Source organism: Pseudomonas sp. PHC1 (genome assembly GCF_046487845.1).
Classification (GTDB): Bacteria; Pseudomonadota; Gammaproteobacteria; order Pseudomonadales; family Pseudomonadaceae; genus Aquipseudomonas; species Aquipseudomonas sputi.
This window is the reverse complement of the sequence record NZ_JBJXHJ010000001.1, coordinates 366,523-390,791: the sequence shown is the minus strand read 5'-3', so window position 1 is coordinate 390,791 and position 24,269 is coordinate 366,523. Positions and strand designations below refer to the sequence as shown.

The following is a 24,269-nucleotide window of genomic DNA, read 5'->3' as shown; positions in this document are numbered from 1 at the left end:
AAGCCCCTCACCCTGGCCCGTCGATCGTTCCCACGCTCCGCGTGGGAACGATCATTACGCAGCAGCCCACGCCTGCAAACTCAAATGCGCCTTCTCCCCCGGCGCCAGATGCAGGCTGTCAGTACCACCCGCCGCAGCTTCGACACAGACAAACTCCGAGATCTCATCCCAGGTCACGCCCAACAATGGCCGCGCCCCCGGATGCCACACCACCGTGTCCGCGCTGTCGCCGGTATCGATGCACAATTCGCGCTGCCAGGCGTGATCCTTGAGCTGCAATTCGCCGTCATGCTGGAACACTCGCTGACAGCCACCATCGACCCGCAGCTCGCCTTCCTGCTGGCAGACCTCACGGTTCAACTGGTCGTAACCTTGCGCCCCTTCGAGCCCAGACAGCGCTATCTCACTCACGTCACCAATACGCCAGTAAGCATGCAAAGCCTGGCTCAACTGGCACGGCATGTCGTCCTGATGCTCGGTGCTCAGGCGTAATTCCATGCGTTCGCCCAGGTGCGCGTGCAGGTCCACCTGCCAGTCGCACAGCTGCAGTTGCCAATGCAGGCGCACGCCGTCCTCGGCGCTGCTGCTGTCGAGCAGTTTCCAGTCCAGCAGGCGCGCCCAGCCATGGGACGGCCACGCGTTTTCGCTCGGGTGACGGCCATACCACGGCCAGCACACCGGCACGCCGCCACGGATCGCGCCGACATGCGGCCACTTCGCCGCGCACCACAACCACGGCTTCTGCCCGCGCGGTTGAAAATGCAGCAATTGCGCGCCCTGGCGACTGAACACCGCCTGACACAGCGGATGATCGATCACCAGCACATCGCGCATCTGATAGCGCTCCCAGGCGAACACCGGACGTTCGCGCAAGGATTTGAAGAAGCGTTGCAGCGGATGCTCATGCATGGGCCACGGTTCCAGATTCAACTTTCATGGGCTGCGACACCCCCTGTCCAAAAAAAAGCGGACAGCCTTGGCTGTCCGCAAATATGCGCACATAGAGAGGAGCTTATCGCAGACGCGTCAGAACGTAGACTGAATTTTCAGGCCAGCGACCAAAGCGTTATCCACTTCATCCACACCGCCCGGATGAGTGATGTATTGCAGGTTCGGGCGTACGGTCAGCCAGTTGGTCACGTGGAAGCCGTAGTTGATCTCGTAGTTGTATTCGGTTTCACGAATCGGCGAGAACACCGGATTGTCGTAGTCCGAAACGCCATTGGAGACGTTGAGCAACTGGGCATTTTTCTTCACGTCATCGTTGACGTGGATACGTGCCGCACCAATACCGAAGTCATCCTTCGGACGCGCATCGAACAGCCCCTTGTACACAAACATCACCGACTGATAGTTGTCGATGAAGTTGGTGTCCTTGTCGTGGAACGTGGCGTTGGCGGCGATGCTCAGACCACGGCTCTTGTCACCGTTGTGGCTGGTGAGTTGCTGCTGTGCAACGAACCAGTAGCCGTGCTTGCTGCTGTGGGTGCGGTAGGCATCACCGGTGGTCGCCGCGTCGAAACCGTTGACGTCTTCGCGAACGTCGTCGGCATCGGCCGTGCTCTTGTAGTAACCGACACGGTATTCGCCCGGCAGGCTGTTCGGGTTAGGCAACCAGACCAGCTCCACTGGCAATACGGTGCCTTTGGTGCCGCTGCCGCTCAGCTTGAAGCCGTTGCCGTGTTCCAGTTGCGACGGGTTCTGGTTGTACGCACCGATCTGCGCGTAGAGCTCGTCGTTGATGTTGTATTTGACGCGAATGGCCGCCTGGCTGACCGGCCAGTTGTACCAGATGTTGGTCGCCCAGTTACCCACTTGCGAACCGCAGAACGCCAGGTTCTGGAACTCGCACGGGAAGGTGTTGAAGTCTTCGCCTTCGCCGAAGTAACCGGCCTTGACGTCGAGTTTGTTGTCGAAGAACTGGTGTTTGATCCACAACTGGGTCAGACGCACCATGTGCCCACGACCGTAGACTTCCTGCGAGGAGCTGAGTGTGCCGGCACGCGGATCGCCAACGCGGTCGTTGGAAATGTTGTAGCCGTTACGGTTGGTGAACTGGATCTTGGCCTGGGTGTTGTCCCAGCCCCACAGTTTCTGTAGATCCAGCGCTACGCCCAGACCGAACTGATCGGCGTAACGCGCAGTCTTGTCGTCGTTGAAACCGCCGTGAAGGTTGCCGCCCACTTCACCGACGTAGTCCATCTTGATGTCGATACCCTGCTCGATCAGCTTGGTCCGCTCGCCACCCCAGTCCCCGGTCATCCACTCCGAATCGGAGCTGAACGCGTCAGCCGCGTGGACGCTGCCGGCCAGCATCATTGCCGCAATCGCCGACAACTGGCCGATTCGCTGAGCGTTGTTGTTCTTCTTCATCCCTACATCCTCGTTTTATTGTTATTAACTGTTCTTCTTATCTAACGCGGTTTACATCTAATGCGGCGCGCGACAGGCCACGCACCGCGTGCTCCCTGCGGGAACGGGCCTGCCCGCTCCCGCCTGTGTAGATCAGCGACCTTTGAACTGGGCCACGTTTGCGCTGTGCGACTCGGTTTTCGGCAGGCCCGCAACCCCCAGGCGCTCGCCGGACTTGGCGTCGAACAGCAGCACTTTCGACGGATCGAACTGCAGGGTCAGGGTTTCACCCACCTGCGGTGCCATGTCCGGCGCCAGGCGGCAGCAGACCTTGGTGTCGTTGAGGTTGACGAACACCAGGGTGTCCGGACCGGTCGGCTCGGTGACCTGCACTTCAGCCTTGATGCTCGGCAGGCCATTGCTCTCGCCGTTCGCCAGCGCAATCTGCTCCGGGCGCAGGCCGAGGATCACTTCGCGGTCTTCGAGACCGGCGTCCTGCATCGCCATCGGCAATTCGCAACGGGCCTGGCCGCTGTCGAGCAGCGCCACCAGACGGCCGTCCTTGCGTTGCAGGCGCAGGGGGATGAAGTTCATCGGCGGCGAACCGATGAAGCTCGCCACGAACAGGTTGGCCGGGTCGTTGTAGATCTCTTTCGGCGTACCGAACTGCTGGATGATCCCGTCCTTCATCACTGCCACCTTGTCGCCCAGAGTCATGGCTTCGATCTGGTCGTGGGTCACGTAGACCGTGGTGGTTTTCAGGCGCTGGTGCATCAGTTTCATTTCAGTGCGCATCTCGACGCGCAGCTTGGCATCGAGGTTGGACAGCGGTTCGTCGAACAGGTAGATCTTCGGTCGGCGCGCCAGGGCCCGGCCCATCGCCACGCGCTGTTGCTGACCACCGGAGAGCTGACCCGGCTTGCGATTGAGCAGGTGCTCGATCTGCAACAGCTTGGCCACGCGGGCGACTTCTTCATCGATCGCCGACTGGCTCATCTTGCGGATCTTCAAGCCGAACTCGATGTTCTCGCGCACGCTCATGGTCGGGTACAGCGCGTAGGACTGGAACACCATGGCGATGTCGCGATCCTTGGGACTCATGCCGCTGACGTCCTGATCGCCGATCATGATCGCGCCGCCGGTGATGGTTTCCAGGCCGGCGATGCAGTTCATCAGGGTCGACTTGCCGCAGCCCGAAGGCCCGACGAGGATCAGGAACTCACCGTCCTTGATCGACAGTTCGATGTTCTTCAGGGTGTCCGGCAGGCCGGCACCGTAGGTCTTGTTTACATTGCGAAGTTCGAGCGTAGCCATGATTACCCCTTGACTGCGCCGGCCGTCAGCCCGCGCACGAAATACTTGCCTGCGACCACATAGACCAGCAGGGTCGGCAGCCCGGCGATCATCGCCGCCGCCATATCCACGTTGTATTCCTTGGCCCCGGTGCTGGTGTTGACCAGGTTGTTCAGCGCCACCGTGATCGGTTGCGAATCACCGCTGGAGAACACCACGCCGAACAGGAAGTCGTTCCAGATCTGGGTGAACTGCCAGATCAGGCAGACCATGATGATCGGGGTGGACATCGGCAGGATGATCTGGCGGAAGATCGTGAAGAAACCCGCGCCATCCAGACGCGCCGCCTTGATCAGCGCATCTGGAATGCTCACGTAGTAATTACGGAAAAACAGCGTGGTAAACGCCAGACCGTAGACCACGTGAATGAACACAAGGCCCGCAGTGGTGCTCGCCAGGCCCATCTTGCCGAGGGTGAACGACGCCGGCAGCAGCACGGTCTGGAACGGCAGGAAGCAGCCGAACAACAGCAGGCCGAAGAACAGCTGCGAACCACGGAAGCGCCAGAACGACAGCACGTAGCCGTTCAACGCACCGATGGCGGTGGAGATGATCACGGCCGGAACGGTGATCTTGATCGAGTTCCAGAAGTAGCCGTCAACGGTGGCCCAGGCTTTCACCCAGCCGATGCCGCTGACCACGGTCGGCCAGCTCAGCAGGTTGCCGGTGGAAATGTCTTCCGGAGTCTTGAAGCTGGTCAGCAGCATGACCACCAGCGGTACCAGATACAGCAGGACCGCGACAATCAGCACCGCGTAGATCGCGATGCGACTCAGGCTGATGGCAGGTTTCGAAGCGAGATTAGTCATGACGCTTGGTCCTCAGCTCGGAGTACAGGTAAGGCACGATGATCGCGAGGATCGCACCGAGCATCAGGATTGCACTGGCCGAGCCCATGCCCATCTGTCCACGGCTGAAGGTGAACGAGTACATGAACATCGCCGGCAAATCGGAGGAGTAACCCGGGCCGCCGGCCGTCATGGCCGCCACCAGGTCGAAGCTCTTGATCGCGATGTGCGCCAGGATCATCACCGCACTGAAGAACACCGGACGCAGGCTTGGCAGCACCACTTTCCAGTAGATGCGCGGCATGCTTGCGCCGTCGATCTGGGCGGCACGGATGATCGATTGATCGACGCCACGCAGACCGGCGAGGAACATTGCCATGATGAAGCCCGAAGCTTGCCAGACCGCCGCGATCACCAGGCAATACACCACGCGATCAGGGTCGATCAGCCAGTCGAGACGGAAGCCTTCCCAGCCCCAGTCCCGCAGCAATTTGTCCAGGCCCATGCCCGGGTTGAGCAGCCATTTCCACGCGGTACCGGTGACGATCATCGAGAGCGCCATCGGGTACAGGTAAATGGTGCGGATAAAGCCTTCGCGACGGATTTTCTGGTCGAGGAAAATCGCCAGTGTCACGCCGATTACGAGGGTGATGCCGATGAACATGCCGCCGAACACGGCCAGGTTTTTGCTCGCCACCCACCAGCGGTCGTTGTCGAACAACCGCGCGTATTGCGCCAGGCCTGCCCACTTGTAGTTCGGCAGGAAGGTCGACGTGGTGAACGACAGGACAAACGTCCAGAGGATATAGCCATAGAAGCCCACCAGAACGATGAACATGCTCGGCGCCAGCACCAGTTTCGGTAGCCAGCGCTGCAATGCGTCGAACGGCGAGGCCTTGCTGAACACAGCAACAGAACTCATGGGAAGATCCAGTAAAGAAGATGAAGGACCGCTGCAAGCTGCGGGCTTCAGGCCGATGCGCGACCCGAAGCTTGCAGCTGCTCTACGCTGGTGTTACTTGGCAGCCTTGATGGCCGTGCCGAGTTTCTTGGCAGCGTCGGCCGGGTCGGCTTTCGGGTCGTTGATGTAGTTGGTCACGACATCAAAGAACGCACCCTGCACGGCCAGCGTGGTGGCCATGTTGTGCGCCATGCTCGGTTGCAGGCCGCCGTTCTTGGCGTCTGCCAGGAAGTCCTTGGCAGCGGTCTGGGCGCACGAGTCGAAACCGTACTTGCCCATGTCGGCGAGCATGTCGTTACGCACCGGGATCGAGCCCTTGTTGATGCTGAAGACTTTCTGGAAGTTTTCACCCAGCACGACTTTGGCGATGTCCTGCTGACCGGCCGCGGTGCCCGCGTCCTTCTGCTTGAACACGGCCAGGGAGTCGATGTTGTAGGTGAACGCCTTGTCGGTGCCCGGGAACGCTACGCACTCGTAGTCCTTGCCGGCGACTTTCTTGGCGGCGGTCCATTCGGACTTGGCCCAGTCACCCATGATCTGCATGCCGGCCTTGCCGTTGATGACCTTGGCCGCTTCCAGGTTCCAGTCCTGGCCTTTGCCGTCGACGTCCATGTAGGTCGCGACTTTCTTCAGCTCGGTCAGGGCCTTGACCATTTCCGGGCCGGTCAGGGCGGCGTTGTCCAGATCGACCAGAGCTTTCTTGTAACCGTCAACGCCCATCACCGACAGCACGACCGCTTCGAACACGGTGCTGTCCTGCCAAGGCTGACCGCCGTGGGCCAGCGGGATGAAGCCAGCAGCCTTGAGCTTGTCGCCGGCGGCGTAGAATTCTTCAAGGGTGGTCGGGGCTTTTTCAATACCGGCTTTCTTGAAGACTTCCGGGTTGATCCACAGCCAGTTAACGCGGTGAATGTTCACCGGCACGGCCACGTAATCACCTTCGAACTTCACGGTATCGGAGACTTTCTTGTCGAGCAGGCTGTCCCACTTTTCCGACTTGGCGACGTCTTTGAGCACGTCAGTGTCGAGCAGGCCGGTCGACGCCCATTCCTGGATGTCCGGGCCCTTGATCTGGGCAACGCCCGGTGGGTTGCCGGCTACCGCACGGCTTTTCAGCACGGTCATGGCCGTCGCACCGCCACCGCCGGCGACAGCGCCGTCTTTCCAGGTGAAACCGTCTTTTTCGACTTGTGCTTTGAGCACATCGACGGCGGCTTTTTCGCCACCGGACGTCCACCAATGCACGACTTCCACCGAACCTTTGGATTCGGCAGCGGAAACACTCAGGGGCAGCACAGCGAGCGGGAACAGGGAGGCGACAGAAATGACAGTAGCGAGGCGAGAAATCGCATTCATCTGAGATGTACCTTTCTTGTTGTTATGCATGCAAGTCTGGTGCTTGCGCTGCATACGAGTTTAAACAGAGCGTTTCCCCCGCAGGTAACGAAGGGACGCGCAAATGTCACCACATGGTTACACAGGAACGCTTCGGGACAGGTGTGCCAGAGCAGTGGCCATGCTCGGTGCCAGCGGCAGACGTGGAATCAGAACGGCCTGCCAGGCGTGGTACAGATCCGGCTTGCCCGCCCAGATATCGGCACTTGGACGGTTCTGCGGGTCGAGTTCGTGATGCCAGCTGCCGTCGCAGCGGTCGATGAAATGGCTTTCGCAAAATTCCCAGAACAGGCGATACCATGTTTCGTACTGCGCATCGCCGGTGCGTTTGAGCAAGGCGCTGGCAGCAGCGCTGGCTTCGGCGTGGGTCCAGTGCAGGCGATGGCGCACCACCGCTTTGTTGTTCCAGTCGAGGGTGTAGACGATGCCCGGCGCACCGTCGACATCCCAGCCATGGCGGCAGTTTTGTTCGAACAGCTTTTGCGCGTCGGTGGCCAGCCAGCCGGGGGTGAGCATGCCGGCCTGGACCCGCGCCGCTTCGAGGTGCAGCAACAGCCGCGCCCACTCGAAACCGTGGCCCGGCGTGGTGCCGTAGGGACGGAAACCGTCGGCGGGATTGTCCTGGTTGTAGTCGCGCAGCGGCTGCCAGTCGCGGTCAAAATGCTCGATCACCAGGTAATCGTTGGCAGCGGCGTGACCGTGAATCACCCGCTCGACGATGCGTTGCGCACGCACCAGCCAGCGCGGGTCTTCGGTAACATCGGCCAGCGCAAGGAAGGCTTCGGTGGCGTGCATGTTGCTGTTGGCGCCGCGATAGGCTTCTTCTTCGCGCCAGTCGCGATTGAAGAATTCGCGCATGGCACCTTCTTCCTCGCTCCAGAAATACGTGTCGATGATGTCGATCGCGTCATCCAGCAACGCCTGGGCGCCCGGACGTTGCGCGACCACCGCGGAACTGGCCGCCAGCGCGACGAAAGCATGCAGGTAAGCGTTCTTGCCGGTGTTGCCGTCACGGTGTTCGGCGACGGCGAACCAGCCGCCGTGCAGCGCATCGCGCAACGGACCGCGCAACGCGGCAATGCCGTGATCGACCAGCTCGGCGAATCCCGGCAGACCCTGGATGTGGGCCATGGCGAAACTGTGGGTCATGCGCGCGGTGTTCATGGTTTCGGCTTGCGCGCCGGCTTGTAGCTGACCGCGCTCATCGAGATTACCGAAGCCTTCGGCCAGCCGTGAGGCCTTGGCGAACGCCAGCAGGCGCAGACCTTCGTCGGCGAGCCATTGCTGGTGGGCAGGGGCATTCAGCCAACTGCTGAAGCCCGGATTGAAGTGATCCATGGGTGGCCTTTTTTGTTGTTATGACTGCGGGCAGTCTAAACAACGGGCCGGGAGGGTCTTGTAACGAAGGGGACGGGGTTTGTCACAGACCGGTGACATTCAATCCGCCGATCGCGGTAACTGAAGGGTCACCCGCAACCCGCCTTCACGCAGGTTCTGCAACGTCACTTCACCGCCATGGCTATGGGCAATGTTGCGAGCAATGCCCAAACCGAGACCATAACCCTGCTGCTGCCCCGCCAGCCGGAAGTGCGGCTCGAACACCTGCTCCAACCGCTGCTCCGGTACGCCCGGCCCTTCGTCATCGACATGCAGCACAAACGCACTCTCGTCGTCATCGATGTGCAGGTGGGCGTTCTGGCCGTATTTCAACGCATTGTCGATCAGATTGCCGATGCAGCGCTTGAGCGCCAATGGCTTGCCCGGATACGCCGCCAGCGCCCGCCCCTGCTGGGTCACGCGACCATTGCCGTTGGGCGCCAGATATGGTTCAACCAGGCAGTCGAGCACATGGTTCAGATCCACCGGCTCGATGTTCTCGTGAATGTCGGTGTCCTTCACGCATTGCAGCGCGCCTTTGACCAGCAGCTCCAGCTCGTCCAGATCGCGGCCGAACTTGGTTTGCAGCTGTTCGTCTTCCAGCAATTCGACCCGCAGGCGCAGCCGGGTGATCGGCGTGCGCAGGTCATGGGAAATCGCGCTGAACAACTGACTGCGCTCGGTCAGGTAACGGCTGATGCGCTCGCGCATGGTGTTGAAGGCGCGGCCCACTTCGACCACTTCACTGCCGCCGCCCTCGGCCACCGGCTCGACGTCGGCGCCCAGCGACAAATCCCGCGCGGCCCGCGCCAGACGCTTGAGCGGCCGGCTCTGCCAGTGCACCAGCAGACCGATGAACAACAACAGAAAACCGCTGGTGAAGACGATGAACCACACCTGCTGGGTCGGCAGGCCTTGTTCTTCGAGACTGGTGTAGGGCTCGGGCAGCAGCGAGGCGATGTACAGCCATTCTCCCGGCGCCAATTGAATCTGGGTCACCAGCACCGGTGGATTCACCGGCTCCAGGGTCAAGGCGTAATGCGCCCACGAACGCGGCAACTCATCGAGTTTCAACCCGGCGTTGAAGATGCGCAGGTCATCGGGGCTGACGAAGGTCACCAGAATGTCGGTGTCCTGGCCCAGCGACTGACGCAGCACTTCATCCACCGCTTGCAGTACTGCCGCCTTGCGCGGTGTCACCGGCAGCACTTCCATGCCCAGCGGTTTGTCGTTCAGCGTCACCACAAAACGCGTGCCACCCATACTGCGCAATTGGTCGAGCACCAGCGGCCGATAGGCCACCGGCAGCGAGCGGAAGTAACTGACGCTGGCAGTCATCGAATGGGCAAGGCTGCGAGCGCTGGTAACCAGACCTTCAAGCTGGGTCGCGCGCAATTGGGACACCCAGATCACGCTGGACAGGGTCTGGGCGAACAACACCGCGAGCAGTGTCAGCAGCAGCATTCGCCCGAGCAGCGAACGCGGCATCGGCACTTTGCGCGCAGTGGTGCGCAGGAACTCAATGACCATTGCCGGCAACCACATTGGCTGCCAGTTGGTAGCCGCTGCCACGCACGGTGCGGATCAGGCGTGGCGGTTTTTCGGTGTCGCGCAGACGCTGGCGCAAGCGGCTGACGGCCATGTCGACGATACGGTCGAGGGGCATCAGGTCGCGGCCACGGGTGGCGTTGCCAATGGTGTCGCGGTCGAGGATTTCCTGTGGGTGATCGAGGAACAGTTTGAGCAGGGCGAAATCAGCGCCGGACAGAATCACTTCCTCGCCGTCGGCGTGAAACAGCCGATGGCTGACCATGTCCAGCCGCCATTCATCGAACGCCAGCACTTCACTGCCGCTGCGTTCCTGGCCGAATTGGGCACGACGAAGCAGGGCCTTGATCCGGGCTTGCAGTTCACGGGGGCTGAAGGGTTTGCCGAGGTAATCGTCGGCGCCGAGCTCCAGGCCGATGACCCGGTCGGCTTCGTCGGAACTGGCGGTGAGCATGATGATCGGCACCTGGGCCTGACGCGGATGCTGGCGCACCCAGCGACACAGACTGAAGCCGTCTTCATCCGGCAGCATCACATCGAGGATCACCAGATCGCTCGGCGCTTCGTTCAGCGCCTGACGGAAACCGGCACCATCCGCCGTGGCCCGTACCTGAAAACCCGCGCGGGTCAGGTAGGTTTCCAGCAACTCGCGTATCTCCTGGTCATCATCGACCAACAAAATCGACTTGTTGACTGAGCTCACTTCGAAGGCATCCTTGTTGTTGGAATTGGGCGGATTATGCCTGATGTGTAGACCGATCGTTCCCACGCTCTGCGTGGGAATGTATCAAGGGACGCTCCGCGTCCAGTGACGCGGAGCGTCACGGGCTGCATTCCCACGCAGACGGTTCGACGTGGGAACGATCTTCAGCCTTCCTGTTCGAGCGCCACGCCTGCACCGACGAGACCCGAGTACGGCGCCGTCACCAGCCACACCGGAATCCCCTTGAAGTAATCGCTCATGCAGCCCTTGTCGGCAAAGCTGCGGGCGAAACCGCTTTCGAGGAAGAAATCGGCAAAACGCGGAATCACGCCGCCGACGATGTACACCCCGCCACGGCCGCCAGTGGTCAGCACGTTGTTGCCGGCCACCCGACCGAGCCAGCAGCAGAACTGCTCCAGCACTTCCAGGGCGATCGGGTCGCCTGCAAGCCCTGCGGCCGTGATCGCTTCCGGTGTGTCGAGTTTGGGTTCGTGACCATCCACCGCGCAGATCGCCCGATAGACTCGAGGCAAACCGCCGCCGCTCAATGCGGTTTCCGCGCTGACGTGGCCGATTTCATTGTAGATGTGCTGCCAGAGCTGGGTTTCACGCGGACTGCTTAACGGCAGATCGACGTGACCGCCCTCTCCCGGCAACGCGGCAAACCGCCCCTCACCCAGATCAAGCAACGTGCCGACGCCCAGCCCCGTGCCCGGGCCGATCACCACCGCCGGGCGCAATGGCTCCGGCGTACCTTCGCAAACCACGCGGAATTCGCCGGGCTGCAAACGGGTCATGCCCAGCGCCATCGCCGAAAAGTCGTTGACCAGCAACAGCTGATCGACCTGCAAGGTCTGGCAGAACGCCTTGCGGCTCAGGCGCCAGTGGTTGTTGGTGAACTTGAATTCATCGCCGCTCACCGGCCCCGCCACCGACAGGCACACCGAGCCGATGGCGCCCGGCGCCAGACCGAGCCCGCTCAGGTAGAGGCTGATCGCCTCTTCCGGGCTGGCATGGTCGGCCGTGGCCAGCACCTGAACCGATTCGAGCTGCTGATCTTTCCACAACGCGAACCGCGCGTTGGTGCCTCCGATGTCACCGACCAAAGCCAGTTTCAATTAAGCGTCTCCAGGGCAGAAGTGAAGGCGCTGGCGCCCTGCTCCGCCGAGCTGAAGGCCAAACGCATGAAGCCAAACAGTTCGCGGCCGCTGCCGATGTTGTTGCCCAACAGGCCTTTGGCGGGTTCGCGCGCTGCGAATTCGGCGGCGTCCACCTTGATTTCCAAAGTGCCTTTGACGCCATCGACGCGGATGATATCGCCCTCTTGCACGCGCGCCAAAGCGCCGCCTACATAAGCCTCGGGGCTGACGTGAATGGCCGCCGGGATTTTCCCCGACGCACCGGACATGCGCCCGTCCGTCACCAGTGCGACCTTGAAGCCGCGATCCTGCAGCACGCCGAGGAACGGCGTCATCTTGTGCAGCTCCGGCATGCCGTTGGAACGCGGGCCCTGGAAGCGCATCACCGCGACAAAATCCTTCTCCAGCAGACCGGCCTTGAAAGCGTCGGCCAGATCCTGCTGATCCTGGAACACCATGGCCGGCGCTTCGACGATCTGGTTTTCCAGCGCCACGGCGGACACCTTCATCACACCGCGACCGAGGTTGCCTTCCATCACCCGCAAACCGCCCTCTGCCGAGAACGCACGGGCCACCGGGCGCAGGATGTTTTCGTCGAGACTTTCAGTCGGGCCTTCGCGCCACACCAGCTTGCCGTTATCGAGGAACGGCTCCTTGGTGTACTGGCTCAGGCCATGGCCGAGCACGGTGTTGACGTCTTCGTGCAACAGGCCTGCTTCGAGCAGTTCGCGGATCAGAAACGACATGCCGCCCGCCGCCTGGAAGTGGTTGATGTCAGCCTTGCCGTTCGGGTAGACGTGGCTCAGGGTCGGCACGACTTCGGAGAGGTCGGCCATGTCCTGCCAGGTCAGTTGAATGCCCGCCGCCATGGCGATGGCCGGCATGTGCAGGGTGTGGTTGGTCGAGCCACCGGTGGCGTGCAGCGCGACGATCGAGTTGACCAGCGCCTTCTCGTCGACGATTTCGCCGATCGGCAGGAAGTTGCCGTTCTGTTTGGTCAGGCGCGTGACCTGGTGCGCGGCTTCGCGAGTCAAGGCCTCACGCAGCGGCGTGTTCGGGTTGACGAACGAGGCGCCCGGCAGGTGCAGGCCCATGACTTCCATCAGCAACTGGTTGGTGTTGGCGGTGCCGTAGAAAGTGCAGGTGCCGGGGCTGTGGTAGGACTTCATTTCCGATTCCAGCAGCTCTTCGCGGGTCGCCTTGCCTTCGGCGTACTTCTGCCGCACGTCGGCTTTTTCCTTGTTGGAAATCCCCGAGACCATCGGCCCGCCCGGTACGAAAATCGTCGGCAGGTGGCCGAAACGCAGGGAACCCATCATCAGGCCCGGCACGATCTTATCGCAGATGCCGAGCATCAGCGCGCCGTCGAACATGTTGTGCGACAGCGCCACCGCCGTCGACATCGCGATCACTTCGCGGCTCGGCAGGCTCAGTTCCATGCCCGGCTCGCCCTGGGTCACCCCATCGCACATGGCAGGCGTACCGCCGGCGAACTGACCGACCGAGCCGATTTCGCGCAGGGCGTTCTTGATTTGTTCCGGGAAGACTTCGTACGGCTGGTGCGCCGAGAGCATGTCGTTATATGACGAAACAATTGCAATGTTCGCCGAGTTCATCATCCGCAGGCTGTGCTTGTCTTCGCTGCCACACCCGGCCACGCCGTGGGCGAAGTTGGCGCACTGCAACTTGCCGCGCATCGGCCCGTCGGTGGCGGCACCGCGAATCAGTGCAAGGTAAGCCTGACGCGTGGCGCGGCTGCGGGCGATAAGCCGTTCGGTGACCTCAAGAACGCGGGGATGCATGTGTAGAACTCCAGGCTAACGGATGTGGCGACCTGATTGTCTATGCTGATCAAAGAGCCCGCACGCGTGGGATGACGGGCGGTTTTCTTGATCATTCGGACCAGTTGATTCAGGTCACTCGTTGTAGATAAAACAAAATATTGCCACTAAAAAGGCTTGTTTTCTATTTTTATGCGAATAATCTTGTAATTCCAACAACAAAACGACGGCGGCGCTGTTCAATGACTCTTCGAATCGCAATCAATGGTTTTGGCCGCATCGGCCGTAATGTCCTGCGCGCACTGTATACCCAAGGCTATCGTCAGGATCTGCAGATCGTCGCCATCAACGATCTGGGCGACAGCGCGATCAATGCGCATCTGCTCAAGTACGACACCGTTCATGGCACTTTCGACGCCGAAGTTGCCCATGACAACGAGAGCCTGACCGTCAACGGCGACCGGATTTCGGTCAGCGCCATCCGCAACCCGGCCGACCTGCCCTGGGCTGCGGAAAAGATTGATGTGGTGTTCGAATGCACCGGTCTGTTCACCGACCGCGCCAAAGCCGCCGCGCATATTACCGCCGGCGCACGCAAAGTGATTATCTCGGCCCCGGCCAAAGGCGCCGATGCCACCGTCGTTTATGGTGTGAACCACGACATCCTGCGCCAGTCGCACCAGATCATCTCCAACGCCTCGTGCACCACCAACTGCCTGGCCCCGGTGGCTCAGGTGCTGCACCGCGAACTGGGCATCGAAAGCGGTCTGATGACCACCATCCACGCCTACACCAACGACCAGAACCTGACCGACGTCTATCACACCGACCCGTACCGCGCCCGCTCCGCCACCCAGAACATGATCCCGAGCAAGACCGGCGCCGCCGAAGCCGTGGGCCTGGTGTTGCCGGAGCTGGCCGGCAAGCTGACCGGCATGGCTGTGCGCGTACCGGTGATCAATGTGTCGCTGGTTGACCTGACCGTGCAGTTGAAGCGCGAAGCGTCTGCCGATGAAGTCAATGCACTGATGAAAGCTGCGAGCCAGCATTCGAAGATTCTCGGCTACAACACCCTGCCGCTGGTTTCGAGCGACTTCAACCACAACCCGCTGTCGTCGATCTTCGACGCCAACCACACCAAATCCAGCGGCAAACTGCTGAAAGTGCTGGCCTGGTACGACAACGAGTGGGGCTTCTCCAACCGCATGCTCGATAACTGCCTGGCGCTGTGTAACGCCGAATAAACGCCTAACCCCTGTGGAAGCGAGCTTGCTCCCACAAGGTCGGTTGCCTGTCAAAGTAATCAAAATCAAGGCTTGACCACTCGAGCGGATGATAAGCATTATCATCCGCTCGAAATGGATCAGGTCTCTCCGTGAGTCAATCACACTTCAATCACGTGTTCCTCGCCCAGCGCACGTCACTGCTGCGAACCCTGGAACGGATGGTCAACAACCACAGCACCGCCGAAGACCTGTTGCAGGAAACCTACCTGCGCGTCACCCGGGCGCTGAGCGAACGGGCCATCGATCACCTTGAACCCTTTGTCTTCCAGACCGCGCGCAATCTGGCGCTGGACCATTTGCGTGCGCGCAAGATCCATTCGCGGACCATGGTCGACGATGTGCCGCAAGACGTGGTGCACAGCGTCGCCGCCCCCGCCAGCAGCGCCGAAGACGCCGCCCACGCCGAGCAATTGCTGGAGCGCCTGAACGTGAGCCTCGCTGAACTCAGCCCCCGCCAGCAGCAGATTTTCATCCTCAGTCGCCTGCACGGGCACAGCTATCAGCACATCGCCGAAGCATTGAGCGTCTCCCCCAGCACGGTGCAGAAAGAACTCAAACTGATCATGACCATCTGCCTCAGTGTCGCCGAACGTTTGAATGGCAACTGATGCTGTAGGGCCTTTCTGTAAACCTCAGGAGCGACTGCACTGATCATCGGGCTTTGTTACCCTTGCCCGACTTTTACGCTTCACTAAAAAAACAGCCGTGCACAGACACTGCCGAGGAAACACCGTGACGGACACCCACCGCTCCCCTTCGCCTTCATCGGCGCAGGACGCCGCCAGCGCAATGGACCAGGCTCTGGACTGGCTCATCGTGCTCGGCAGTCCGGACGAGGAGCAGACCCGGCAATTCCATGCCTGGCTGGCGGCCGATCCGTTGAATGCCGAGGCGTTCGCCAAGGCCCAGGCGATCTGGGATGGCCCGCAGATCGCCGAATGCGCGCAGAACCTCGCGGCCAAACCGAAGAAAGTCACCGTCCTCACGCATCTGCGCCCGCACTGGAAACCGCTGGCCACCGCCGCCGTGCTGCTGCTCGGGATGTTCAGTTTCAGCAACCTGCCGATGCGTTTGCAGGCCGATCACCTGACCGTGGTCGGCGAGCGTCAGCGCCTGCAGCTCGAGGACGGCTCGAAAGTCTTGCTCAACACCAATTCCGCCTTCTCCAGCACGATCAACGATCAGCAACGGGTCGCGCGGCTGTATCAGGGCGAAGCGTTTTTCGAGATCCCGGCCAGCCGCAGCCAGCCACTGGAAATCGACGCCGGCCCAGTGAAAGCCAGCGTGCGCGACACCGCGTTTGCCGTGCGCTATCTCGACGGCGTGGCGCAGGTGCGGGTGCAGCGCGGCGATGTCGACTTGCGGGCGACCCGTGATGATGCGCGGGTGCGGCTGTCCGCCGGGGAAAGCATCCGCATCGGCCCGAACGGTTTCGACCACCCGGCCAAGGTCGACGCCGCCACCGATCTGGCCTGGGTGCAAGGTCGGCTGATCTTCGAGAACTGCCCGCTGAATCAGGTGCTGGCCGAACTGCGCCGCTACTATCCGGGCTTTATCATCAACACCAACGAACAGTTGGCTGACGTTGCCGTCACCGGCAACTACCGTCTCGACCAGCCGCTGGACGTGGTGCGTTCGCTTGCTCACATCACCTCGGCCAGGCTTCGGGAATTCCCGGCGTTGGTGATATTGAACTAAATGAGAATTATTTTTACTCGATAGCCAATGCTCGTTCGTCTCGTTATAGCCAATGCAATTGATTCGCATCTCGCGAGATCAATCAGCACCTATAAAGATTCGTGCGACACGGAGCGCTATCGATGTCCTCTCGCCTTACCCGCCAGACTTCTTCCCCTTCCCGCGTGCTGTCGCTGCTGACCGCTGCCATCCTGATGGCCGGCACCGCGCCGCTGATGGCCGCCACCGAACAGCCGACGCGCAACATGGGCGACTACGCGTTCGCCATTGCCCAGCAACCGCTGGTGTCGGCGCTCAACGCGTTCACCGCTGTCACGGGCTGGCAGGTCGGCTTGCCGGCGGAGTTGGGTCAGGACGTGTCGTCACCGGGTGTGCGCGGTTCGCTGCCACCGGAAAAAGCCCTGGAGCGCCTGTTGGTGGGGACCAACCTGAGCTTCCGCAAACTGAGCAACAACAACGTCGTGCTGGAAAAACGCGCCAGCAGCGGCGCACTCAACCTCGATCAGGTGACCATCAGCGCCACCCGTCAGGAACAGTCGGTGAACAGCGTGCCCAGCACGGTCACCGTGCACACCCGCGAAGAGCTCGACCGCAACAACGTCAACACCATCAAGGATCTGGTGCGCTACGAGCCGGGCGTGTCCGTCGGCGGCGCCGGCCAGCGCGGCGGGATCAGCGGCTACAACATCCGCGGCATCGACGGCGACCGGATTCTGACCCAGGTCGACGGGGTCGAAGTCCCGGACGGTTTCTTCAACGGCCCGTACGCCAAGACCCAACGCAACTACGTCGACCCGGAAATCATCAAGCGCGTCGAAATCCTCCGTGGCCCGGCCTCGGTGCTGTACGGCAGCAATGCCATCGGCGGCGCCGTCAGCTACTACACCCTCGACCCGGACGACATCATCAAGCCTGGCAAAGACGTCGGTGCCCGCCTGAAGACCGGCTACAGCTCCGCCGACGAAAGCTGGCTGAAATCCGCCACCGTCGCCGGCCGCACCGACCAGTTCGACGGTTTGCTGCACTACAGCCAGCGTGACGGCCATGAAACCGATTCCTACGGCAGCAACAACGGCACCGGCCTTGAGCGCACCGCCGCCAACCCGGAAGACGTCAAAGCCACCAACGTGCTGGCCAAGATCGGCTGGAACTACAACGAAGGTTCGCGCCTGGGCCTGACCTATGAAAAGTACAAGGATGATCGCGACACCGATCAGAAAAGCGCTTACGGCGGCCCGTACTTCAACGGTGCCCCGACAATCCCGCACAGCGTGCTGCCCGGCGGCATGTACCAGTGGCGCACCGGCAACGACACCATCACCCGCGAGCGCTTCGGCCTGGAGCACAGCTTCGAGCTCAACAGCCTGCTGGCGGACAACGTGAAATGGAGCCTCAACCACCAGACTGCCAAGACCGATCAGAGCACCGACGAGTTCTACTACCCGATCACCCGTAAAGTGCTGCGCACCCGCGACACGATCTACGAAGAAAAACAGTGGGTCTTCGACGCGCAACTGGACAAGGCCTTCAGCCTCGGCGCCACCGATCACGTGCTGACTTACGGCACCACCCTCAAGCAGCAGAAAGTCACCGGCTCGCGCAGCGGCGACGGCAAGTGCCTGGCGGTCGGTCGCGGCTGCACCGCCATCGGCGCCACCAGCGCAGCTGACGTGCTGAAAAAATCCAGTGACTTCCCGGACCCGACCCTCAACACCTACAGCCTGTTCGCCCAGGATCAGATCAGTTGGAACGACTGGACCTTCCTGCCTGGCCTGCGCTACGACTACACCCGGCTCAAGCCGCACATCACCCAGGAATTTCTCAACACCGTGGCCGCCGACGGCAATGGCACGGTCAGCGACGAGAACAAGACCTGGCATAAAGTCTCGCCGAAATTCGGCCTGACCTATGCCCTGACCGAAAACTACACCTGGTACGGTCAGTACGCCGAAGGCTTCCGCACCCCGACCGCGAAAGCGCTGTATGGCCGCTTCGAGAACAGCACCACCGGCTACAACGTGGCGCCGAACCCGGACCTGGAACCGGAAAAAAGCAAAAGCTATGAAACCGGCCTGCGCGGCAACTTCGAGCAAGGCTCGTTCGACGTGGCGGTGTTCTATAACAAGTACCGCGACTTCATCAACGAAGACGCCGTCACCCCGGGCTACGACGAGCTGACCTTCCAGTCGAGCAACATCAAGCACGCGACCATCAAGGGCGCCGAAGTCAAAGGTCGCCTGAACCTCGATTCGTTCGGCGCGCCGCAAGGCCTGTACACACAAGGCTCGATTGCCTACGCCTACGGTCGCAACAACGACAACGGCGAGCCGCTCAACAGCGTCAATCCGCTGACCGGCGTGTTCGGCCTGGGTTACGACCAGGACAACTATGGCGGCCTGCTGAGCTGGACCGTGGTCAAGAAAAAGGACCGCGTCGACGACAGCAACTTCAAGTCGCCGGACGGTGTGAGCAGTCAGTTCAAGACCCCGGGCTTCGGCATTCTTGATCTGACCGGCTATTACAAAGTCACCGATGACGTCACCGTCAGCGGCGGTCTCTACAACCTGACCGACAAGAAGTACTGGCTGTGGGATGACGTGCGCGGTTACGACAGCGTCGGCGAAGCCTCGGTGACGCAACCGGCCAACCTTGATCGCCTGACCCAGCCGGGCCGCAACTTCGCGATCAACCTGGTCTGGGATATCTGATCCGGATGACCTCACGGCGCCTGTACATGGCCGCGCCGTGAGGTTTTTTTACTGTCCGGCGTTTGCCCGTTCGTCTCGTTATCAAGCGCCTCTTCTTTTCAAGGACATCTCATGAGCACCCCGGAAAAAGCCCTGCGTTCGCAACGCCTGAACCAGATCACCCACGAGCCGCACAGCAAGCTCGATGCGCTGGTCAAGGCCCACGCACCGTTCGAGACCCGCGCCAATTTCGCCCGCTTCGTGGTCGCGCAGTACCTGTTCCAGTCAGAGCTGGTGTCGCTGTACAACGATGCCGAACTGACCGCCATCGTTCCTGACCTGCCGGCCCGCTGCCGCGCCGAAGCCGCCAAGGCCGACCTCGCCGACCTCGACACCGAAGTCCCTGCACCGGTGGCCGGCGCGGTGAAGAACCCGAGCAAGGCCCGCGCCCTGGGCTGGATCTTCGTGTCGGAGGGCTCCAAGCTCGGCGCCGCGTTTCTGATCAAACGCGCCGTCGCGCTGGACCTGAGCGAAACCTTCGGCGCCAGACACTTGGGCGAGCCTGAGGGCGGTCGCGCTGAAGGCTGGAAGCGCTTCGTGCGCACCCTCGATTCGCTGCAATTCAGTGCCGAAGAGGAAGCCGAAGTGGAGCAAGGCGCGATCGATGCGTTCAATCGCTTCACCGTGCTGCTGGAACAGGCTTACGCCACAGAAACCGAACCGGCCTGATCCTGGCCACACCGCAAAACCCTGTGCGAGCTGGCTTGCCAGCTCCCACAAGGAATTGCGTAAGTCTGTAAGATTCTCCCCCCTGTCACCCAAGCCTCTCGCCTAGCCCATGCCCCAACCCGCCGCCTCCCGACTCGCCCGCCTGCTGTTCGGCCTGCTTGCCTATGTCAGCCTCGGCATCGGCCTGATCGCCATCGTCGTGCCCGGCCTGCCGACCACCGAGTTCATCCTGCTCGCGGCCTGGGCCGCGACCCGCAGTTCGCCGCGCCTGAGTGCCTGGCTGGACAACCATCGACTGTTCGGGCCGATCCTGAGCAACTGGCGCCACGGCAAGATCATCGCCCGCAAGGCCAAGGTCAGCGCCACGGTCAGCATGGTGCTGTGCGCCACGTTGATGCTGGTGATGCTCGATCACGGCTGGCCGATCTATCTGGCGATCGCAGGCATGACCCTGGGCAACCTGTGGATCTGGTCGCGACCGGAAGCATTGCCGAAGATTTCCTGATTTTTCCGTTGTTTTCAGGGCATTTAACCGCGCAAACGTTTAGCCATGACCGTTCGTCGGCATGCACCTCATGCACCCTCGCCTCGCGCCGATGAACATTGAATGGCGCTGAATGGATTTGGCGAACCGGGCACCTCCCAGCCCGTAGCCAACAGCTCATCCATTCGCGAGAACGTCCCATGTTCGACTCTCTGTCCATCCGCCTGAAAATCGTCCTGCTCTCCGGCCTGTGCCTGCTCGGTGTGGTCGCACTGATCGTTGGCATCAACATTTACCAGACCAACCAGAACGACGAACTGGTCAGTGCTTCCAGCAGCAAGATGCTCACCGCCAGCGTGCAGAACCTGTTGCAGGCCAAGGCTGCCGAGCAAGCGGTGCGGGTGCAGAAAACCTTCGGCGAAAGCCTGTTGGTGATCACCGCGCTGGCCGACCAGATCCAGGACATGCGAGCGATGGGCGCCAAGCGTTCGCTGGACGCCGGCGCCCTGCGTGAAGAGCTGAACCAGAGCCTGAAAACCGCCTTCGAACGCAACAGCAAGGTGCTTGGCATCTGGCTGGCATTCGAACCCAACGGGCTGGACGGCAAGGACAGCGAATTCGCCAACGATGCCGCGCGCCAGTCCAACGAGGCGGGACGTTTCGCCAGTTACTGGAGCCGTGCTGCGGGTTCGTCGCTGAACACGATCATGGTCGAAGACGACATGAACAAGACCACCCTCAGCGTCAGCGGCACGCCTTACAACAGCTGGTACACCTGCCCTCGCGACAACAAGCGCACCTGCCTGCTCGACCCGTATGCCGACACCGTGGGCGGCAAGGAAATGCTCATGACGACCATTTCCGTGCCGCTGCTGGTGGATGGCAAGGCCATCGGCGTGGTCGGTGTCGACATCGCCCTCGACGCCCTGCAAGCGGCAGCCGTGGACTCCCAGCGTGACCTGTTCAACAGCGCCGGACACATGCTGATCGTGTCCGGCAGCGGCGTGCTCGGTGCCTACAGCGCGGATGCCGGCAAGGTCGGCAAGAGCATCGGCGACACCCTCGGCGCCGAGGGCAAGGACATCCTGCAACTGCTCAGCGCCGGCAGCCCGAAAATTCTTGAGCAGGGCGACGTGATCCGCGCCGTGTATCCGGTCAACCCGATTGCCGATTCCAAGGCCTGGGGCGTGGTCATCGACCTGCCGAAACAAGTGCTGCTGGCCGACTCGGTCAAGCTGCAGGCGGTGCTCGATGACGCGCAGCAAACCGGCACGATTACCGCGTTGGCGGTGGCCGTGATCGCCGGTCTGATCGGTCTGCTGCTGATCTGGCTGACCGCCTCCGGCGTGACCCGTCCGATCAACAGTGTCGCCGAGATGCTGAAGAACATCGCCAGCGGCGAAGGCGACCTGACCCAGCGCCTGAACTACACCAAAAAGGATGAGCTGGGCGAACTGGTGAACTGGTTCAACCGCTTCCTCGACAAGCTGCAACCGACCATCGCCCAGATCAAACAGAGCATCACCGAGGCCCGCGGCACCGCCGATCAATCGTCGGAAATCGCCCGCCAGACCAGTGAAGGCATGCAGGTGCAGTTCCGCGAGATCGATCAGGTGGCCACCGCCTCCAACGAAATGAGCGCCACCGCCCACGATGTGGCCAACAGTGCCTCGAACGCTGCCAACGCCGCAAAAGGCGCCGACCAGTCGGCCAAGGACGGCATGTCGATCATCGAGCGCAGCACCCGCGACATCAATCAATTGGCCGATGAAGTCAGCAAAGCGGTGACCGAAGTCGAAGAGCTGGCGGTCAACAGCGAGCAGATCGGTTCGGTGCTGGAAGTGATCCGCAGCATCGCCGAGCAGACCAACCTGCTGGCGCTGAATGCCGCGATCGAAGCGGCCCGCGCCGGTGAAAGCGGTCGTGGTTTTGCGGTGGTGGCCGACGAAGTCCGTAACCTGGCCAAGCGCACCCAGGATTCGGTGGAAGAAATCCGCGTGGTCATCGAACGCATCCAGACCGGCACCCGTGGCGTGGTCGCCACCATGCACTCAAGCCAGACCCAGGCCCACAACAACGCCGGGCAGATCCGCCAGGCCGTGGATGCCCTGGGCAAGATCAGCGATGCGGTCACCGTGATCAGCGACATGAACCTGCAAATCGCCAGCGCCGCCGAACAGCAGAGCGCCGTGGCCGAAGAGGTCAACCGCAACGTCTCGGCCATCCGCACCGTCACCGAGACCCTGACCGAACAGGCTACAGAATCGGCGGCGATCAGCAGCCAGCTCAACGCCCTGGCCAGTCAGCAGATGAAATTGATGGATCAGTTCCGCGTCTGATCTCCCCTCGACCGCTGATCGTTCCCACGCTCGGCGTGGGAATGCAGCCCAGGACGCTCCGCGTCCCGCTCCTGAACTGGAGCGCAGAGCATGGGAACGATCTCGTCATCTGTTCTATGATCAGGCCCTCTTCCGGAGGGCCTTCGATGACTGATCTGCTCACGTCCATTCAAGCCGCACTCGGCTTGTCCCGCATGCCGATTCCGTTCACTGGCGAGGGTGCCCTGCCCTCGGCGTTTGCCGTCACCGACCTGGCCTGCGCAAGCATTGCCGCTGCCGGGCAAGCCGTCGCCGAACTCCTTCAGCAGCAAACCGGCCACTTGCCCGGTATTGAAGTCGACCGCCGCCTCGCCTCGTTCTGGTTCGCCACGTCGCTACGGCCGATCGGCTGGGAAGTCCCGCCGCTATGGGATCCGGTAGCCGGTGACTACGCGACCAGGGACGGCTGGATTCGTCTGCACACCAACGCCCCGCATCACCGCGCTGCCGCTCAAAGCGTGCTCGGCGCCTGTACCGACCGCGCAGCCATGGCGGCGAAAGTCGCGCAATGGGCCAGTGCCGATCTGGAGCAAGCGGTGGTCGAGGCCAAGGGTTGCGCTGCCCAAATGCGCAGCTGGGCGCAGTGGCAGAAACATCCGCAAGGGTTGGCGGTGAATGCCGAACCCTTGGTGCATTTCAGTAACGGGAAAGAACAAGCCCCTCGCCCCTGGCAAGGCTCGGTGGCGCGACCGTTGGCCGGGCTCAAGGTGCTCGATCTGACCCGCGTACTGGCCGGCCCGACCGCCAGCCGCTTACTCGCGGGACTGGGCGCCAATGTGCTGCGCATCGACCCACCGACCTGGAACGAACCCGGCGTGGTGCCGGAAGTGACCCTCGGCAAACGTTGTGCACGGCTGGATCTGCATGCTCCGGCAGATCGCGCAGTGTTCGAAAGCCTGCTCAAGGATGCGGACATTCTGTTGCACGGCTATCGCGCCGACGCCCTTGAACATCTCGGCTTCGGTATCGAACGTCGCCGGCAATGGGCGCCGGGGCTGATCGACGTCTGCCTCAACGCTTACGGCTGGAGCGGCCCGTGGCAGAACCGCCGAGGCTTCGACAGCCTGGTGCAGATGAGCAGCGGAATCGCCGAGGCCGGACAGCGCTGGAAGCAGGCGGACAAACCGACACCGCTGCCGGTGCAGGCACTGGATCATGCGACGGGGTATCTGATGGCGGCGAGCGTGATTCGGTTGCTGGCTGAACGGTTACGCCGCGGTCGAGGTGGGTCGGCACGGTTGTCGCTGGCGCGGACGGCGAAGTTGTTGATCGAGCATGAGCAAGGGACGGATGAAGCGTTGCGTCCGGAGGATGCAAAGGATCAGAGCTTGCAGGTGGAGCAGACGCCGTGGGGGGCGGCGCATCGATTGCTTGCACCGCTTCGTATTGCTGGAACGCCATTGCAGTGGGCATTGCCAGCAACAGAATTGGGCTCACATCGGGCGCAATGGTGAGTTCTCCAGCGCTTTGGCGTGCTTGCTCGCGAATAGGCCAGAACGAACAAAACCAGAATCAGGATTCATCCGAGCGACTCAAGGACATCCACCACACCCGCGCCGTAAGAAACCCGAGCATCGCCGGCCAGTCGTAAGCCCCCCTGATAGTCGAGC

General features: G+C 61.7%; 19 protein-coding genes and 1 pseudogene. 9 read left to right on the top strand and 11 right to left on the bottom strand.

Features of this window, described 5'->3' with window-relative positions:
- Window positions 1-54 precede the first annotated feature (54 nt).
- The 11 genes from ACKJSM_RS01710 to edd all read right to left on the bottom strand — a co-directional run bounded on the left by ACKJSM_RS01710 (window position 55) and on the right by edd (window position 13,418).
- Entirely contained in the window at window positions 55-909 is an 855-nt protein-coding gene (locus ACKJSM_RS01710) for a D-hexose-6-phosphate mutarotase (protein WP_085610785.1), read from the bottom strand.
- Between the two features lie 117 nt (window positions 910-1,026).
- On the bottom strand, window positions 1,027-2,373 hold the full coding sequence (locus ACKJSM_RS01705) for a carbohydrate porin (protein ID WP_236177814.1): 1,347 nt from the start codon (window positions 2,371-2,373) through the stop codon (window positions 1,027-1,029).
- Between the two features lie 132 nt (window positions 2,374-2,505).
- Window positions 2,506-3,666, bottom strand: coding sequence for an ABC transporter ATP-binding protein (locus ACKJSM_RS01700; RefSeq protein ID WP_410236490.1), 1,161 nt, complete (start codon window positions 3,664-3,666; stop codon window positions 2,506-2,508).
- Window positions 3,667-3,668: 2 nt separating this feature from the next.
- Window positions 3,669-4,514, bottom strand: a complete 846-nt coding sequence (locus tag ACKJSM_RS01695) for a carbohydrate ABC transporter permease (RefSeq protein ID WP_236177812.1) — start codon at window positions 4,512-4,514, stop codon at window positions 3,669-3,671.
- Window positions 4,507-5,415: a carbohydrate ABC transporter permease gene (locus ACKJSM_RS01690; protein WP_085697145.1), complete on the bottom strand. Its 909-nt coding sequence runs from the start codon at window positions 5,413-5,415 to the stop codon at window positions 4,507-4,509. Before ACKJSM_RS01690 ends, ACKJSM_RS01695 begins: the two co-directional genes overlap by 8 nt.
- Window positions 5,416-5,508: 93 nt before the next feature.
- A complete protein-coding gene (locus ACKJSM_RS01685) occupies window positions 5,509-6,810 on the bottom strand; it encodes an ABC transporter substrate-binding protein (RefSeq protein WP_236177811.1) in 1,302 nt (433 codons plus the stop codon).
- A 117-nt stretch (window positions 6,811-6,927) separates the two neighbouring features.
- A complete protein-coding gene (locus ACKJSM_RS01680) occupies window positions 6,928-8,187 on the bottom strand; it encodes an AGE family epimerase/isomerase (protein WP_410236489.1) in 1,260 nt (419 codons plus the stop codon).
- A 99-nt stretch (window positions 8,188-8,286) separates the two neighbouring features.
- The gene (locus ACKJSM_RS01675) at window positions 8,287-9,714 is read right to left on the bottom strand and encodes an ATP-binding protein (protein ID WP_162803532.1); all 1,428 of its coding nucleotides are present in this window, start codon (window positions 9,712-9,714) and stop codon (window positions 8,287-8,289) included.
- Window positions 9,715-9,745: 31 nt separating this feature from the next.
- Window positions 9,746-10,477 carry a response regulator gene (locus ACKJSM_RS01670; protein WP_410236488.1) on the bottom strand — a complete coding sequence of 244 codons (732 nt, stop codon included), beginning with the start codon at window positions 10,475-10,477 and terminating at the stop codon, window positions 9,746-9,748.
- Between the two features lie 164 nt (window positions 10,478-10,641).
- The gene (locus ACKJSM_RS01665) at window positions 10,642-11,595 is read right to left on the bottom strand and encodes a glucokinase (protein ID WP_236177809.1); all 954 of its coding nucleotides are present in this window, start codon (window positions 11,593-11,595) and stop codon (window positions 10,642-10,644) included.
- The gene (gene edd / locus ACKJSM_RS01660; RefSeq protein WP_236177808.1) at window positions 11,592-13,418 is read right to left on the bottom strand and encodes a phosphogluconate dehydratase; all 1,827 of its coding nucleotides are present in this window, start codon (window positions 13,416-13,418) and stop codon (window positions 11,592-11,594) included. Before edd ends, ACKJSM_RS01665 begins: the two co-directional genes overlap by 4 nt.
- Window positions 13,419-13,639: 221 nt before the next feature.
- Between edd and gap the strand changes: the two genes are divergently transcribed.
- The 9 genes and pseudogenes from gap (at window position 13,640) to ACKJSM_RS01615 (ending at window position 24,113) form a co-directional block, all read left to right on the top strand.
- A complete protein-coding gene (gene gap / locus ACKJSM_RS01655) occupies window positions 13,640-14,641 on the top strand; it encodes a type I glyceraldehyde-3-phosphate dehydrogenase (protein WP_007951174.1) in 1,002 nt (333 codons plus the stop codon).
- A gap of 131 nt (window positions 14,642-14,772) precedes the next feature.
- A complete protein-coding gene (locus tag ACKJSM_RS01650; protein WP_410236487.1) occupies window positions 14,773-15,291 on the top strand; it encodes an RNA polymerase sigma factor in 519 nt (172 codons plus the stop codon).
- 124 nt (window positions 15,292-15,415) lie between these two features.
- Window positions 15,416-16,381 (top strand): FecR family protein, encoded by a 966-nt coding sequence (locus ACKJSM_RS01645; RefSeq protein ID WP_410236486.1) that lies wholly within the window; start codon window positions 15,416-15,418, stop codon window positions 16,379-16,381.
- Window positions 16,382-16,503: 122 nt separating this feature from the next.
- The gene (locus tag ACKJSM_RS01640; protein WP_410236485.1) at window positions 16,504-19,089 is read left to right on the top strand and encodes a TonB-dependent receptor; all 2,586 of its coding nucleotides are present in this window, start codon (window positions 16,504-16,506) and stop codon (window positions 19,087-19,089) included.
- Window positions 19,090-19,200: 111 nt separating this feature from the next.
- Complete coding sequence (locus ACKJSM_RS01635; protein WP_236177804.1) at window positions 19,201-19,797, top strand: biliverdin-producing heme oxygenase; 597 nt, start codon at window positions 19,201-19,203, stop codon at window positions 19,795-19,797.
- 109 nt (window positions 19,798-19,906) lie between these two features.
- Window positions 19,907-20,302 carry a YbaN family protein gene (locus ACKJSM_RS01630; protein ID WP_410236484.1) on the top strand — a complete coding sequence of 132 codons (396 nt, stop codon included), beginning with the start codon at window positions 19,907-19,909 and terminating at the stop codon, window positions 20,300-20,302.
- 179 nt (window positions 20,303-20,481) lie between these two features.
- Window positions 20,482-21,714, top strand: a pseudogene (locus ACKJSM_RS01625) (cache domain-containing protein); the annotation flags it as partial.
- 150 nt (window positions 21,715-21,864) lie between these two features.
- On the top strand, window positions 21,865-22,620 hold the full coding sequence (locus tag ACKJSM_RS01620) for a methyl-accepting chemotaxis protein (RefSeq protein WP_371320921.1): 756 nt from the start codon (window positions 21,865-21,867) through the stop codon (window positions 22,618-22,620).
- A 146-nt stretch (window positions 22,621-22,766) separates the two neighbouring features.
- Window positions 22,767-24,113, top strand: coding sequence for a CoA transferase (locus tag ACKJSM_RS01615; protein ID WP_410236483.1), 1,347 nt, complete (start codon window positions 22,767-22,769; stop codon window positions 24,111-24,113).
- The last annotated feature ends 156 nt before the right edge of the window (window positions 24,114-24,269 follow it).

Bases quoted from the DNA above. Each gene is read 5' to 3' on its own strand.
- edd (WP_236177808.1), bottom strand. From the start codon at position 13,418: ATGCATCCCCGCGTTCTTGAGGTCACCGAACGGCTTATCGCCCGCAGC.
- ACKJSM_RS01690 (WP_085697145.1), bottom strand. From the start codon at position 5,415: ATGAGTTCTGTTGCTGTGTTCAGCAAGGCCTCGCCGTTCGACGCATTG.
- ACKJSM_RS01615 (WP_410236483.1), top strand. From the start codon at position 22,767: ATGACTGATCTGCTCACGTCCATTCAAGCCGCACTCGGCTTGTCCCGC.
- ACKJSM_RS01675 (WP_162803532.1), bottom strand. From the start codon at position 9,714: ATGCCGCGTTCGCTGCTCGGGCGAATGCTGCTGCTGACACTGCTCGCG.
- ACKJSM_RS01635 (WP_236177804.1), top strand. From the start codon at position 19,201: ATGAGCACCCCGGAAAAAGCCCTGCGTTCGCAACGCCTGAACCAGATC.
- ACKJSM_RS01705 (WP_236177814.1), bottom strand. From the start codon at position 2,373: ATGAAGAAGAACAACAACGCTCAGCGAATCGGCCAGTTGTCGGCGATT.
- ACKJSM_RS01620 (WP_371320921.1), top strand. From the start codon at position 21,865: ATGCAGGTGCAGTTCCGCGAGATCGATCAGGTGGCCACCGCCTCCAAC.
- ACKJSM_RS01695 (WP_236177812.1), bottom strand. From the start codon at position 4,514: ATGACTAATCTCGCTTCGAAACCTGCCATCAGCCTGAGTCGCATCGCG.
- ACKJSM_RS01630 (WP_410236484.1), top strand. From the start codon at position 19,907: ATGCCCCAACCCGCCGCCTCCCGACTCGCCCGCCTGCTGTTCGGCCTG.
- ACKJSM_RS01700 (WP_410236490.1), bottom strand. From the start codon at position 3,666: ATGGCTACGCTCGAACTTCGCAATGTAAACAAGACCTACGGTGCCGGC.
- ACKJSM_RS01685 (WP_236177811.1), bottom strand. From the start codon at position 6,810: ATGAATGCGATTTCTCGCCTCGCTACTGTCATTTCTGTCGCCTCCCTG.
- ACKJSM_RS01680 (WP_410236489.1), bottom strand. From the start codon at position 8,187: ATGGATCACTTCAATCCGGGCTTCAGCAGTTGGCTGAATGCCCCTGCC.
- ACKJSM_RS01640 (WP_410236485.1), top strand. From the start codon at position 16,504: ATGTCCTCTCGCCTTACCCGCCAGACTTCTTCCCCTTCCCGCGTGCTG.
- ACKJSM_RS01710 (WP_085610785.1), bottom strand. From the start codon at position 909: ATGCATGAGCATCCGCTGCAACGCTTCTTCAAATCCTTGCGCGAACGT.
- gap (WP_007951174.1), top strand. From the start codon at position 13,640: ATGACTCTTCGAATCGCAATCAATGGTTTTGGCCGCATCGGCCGTAAT.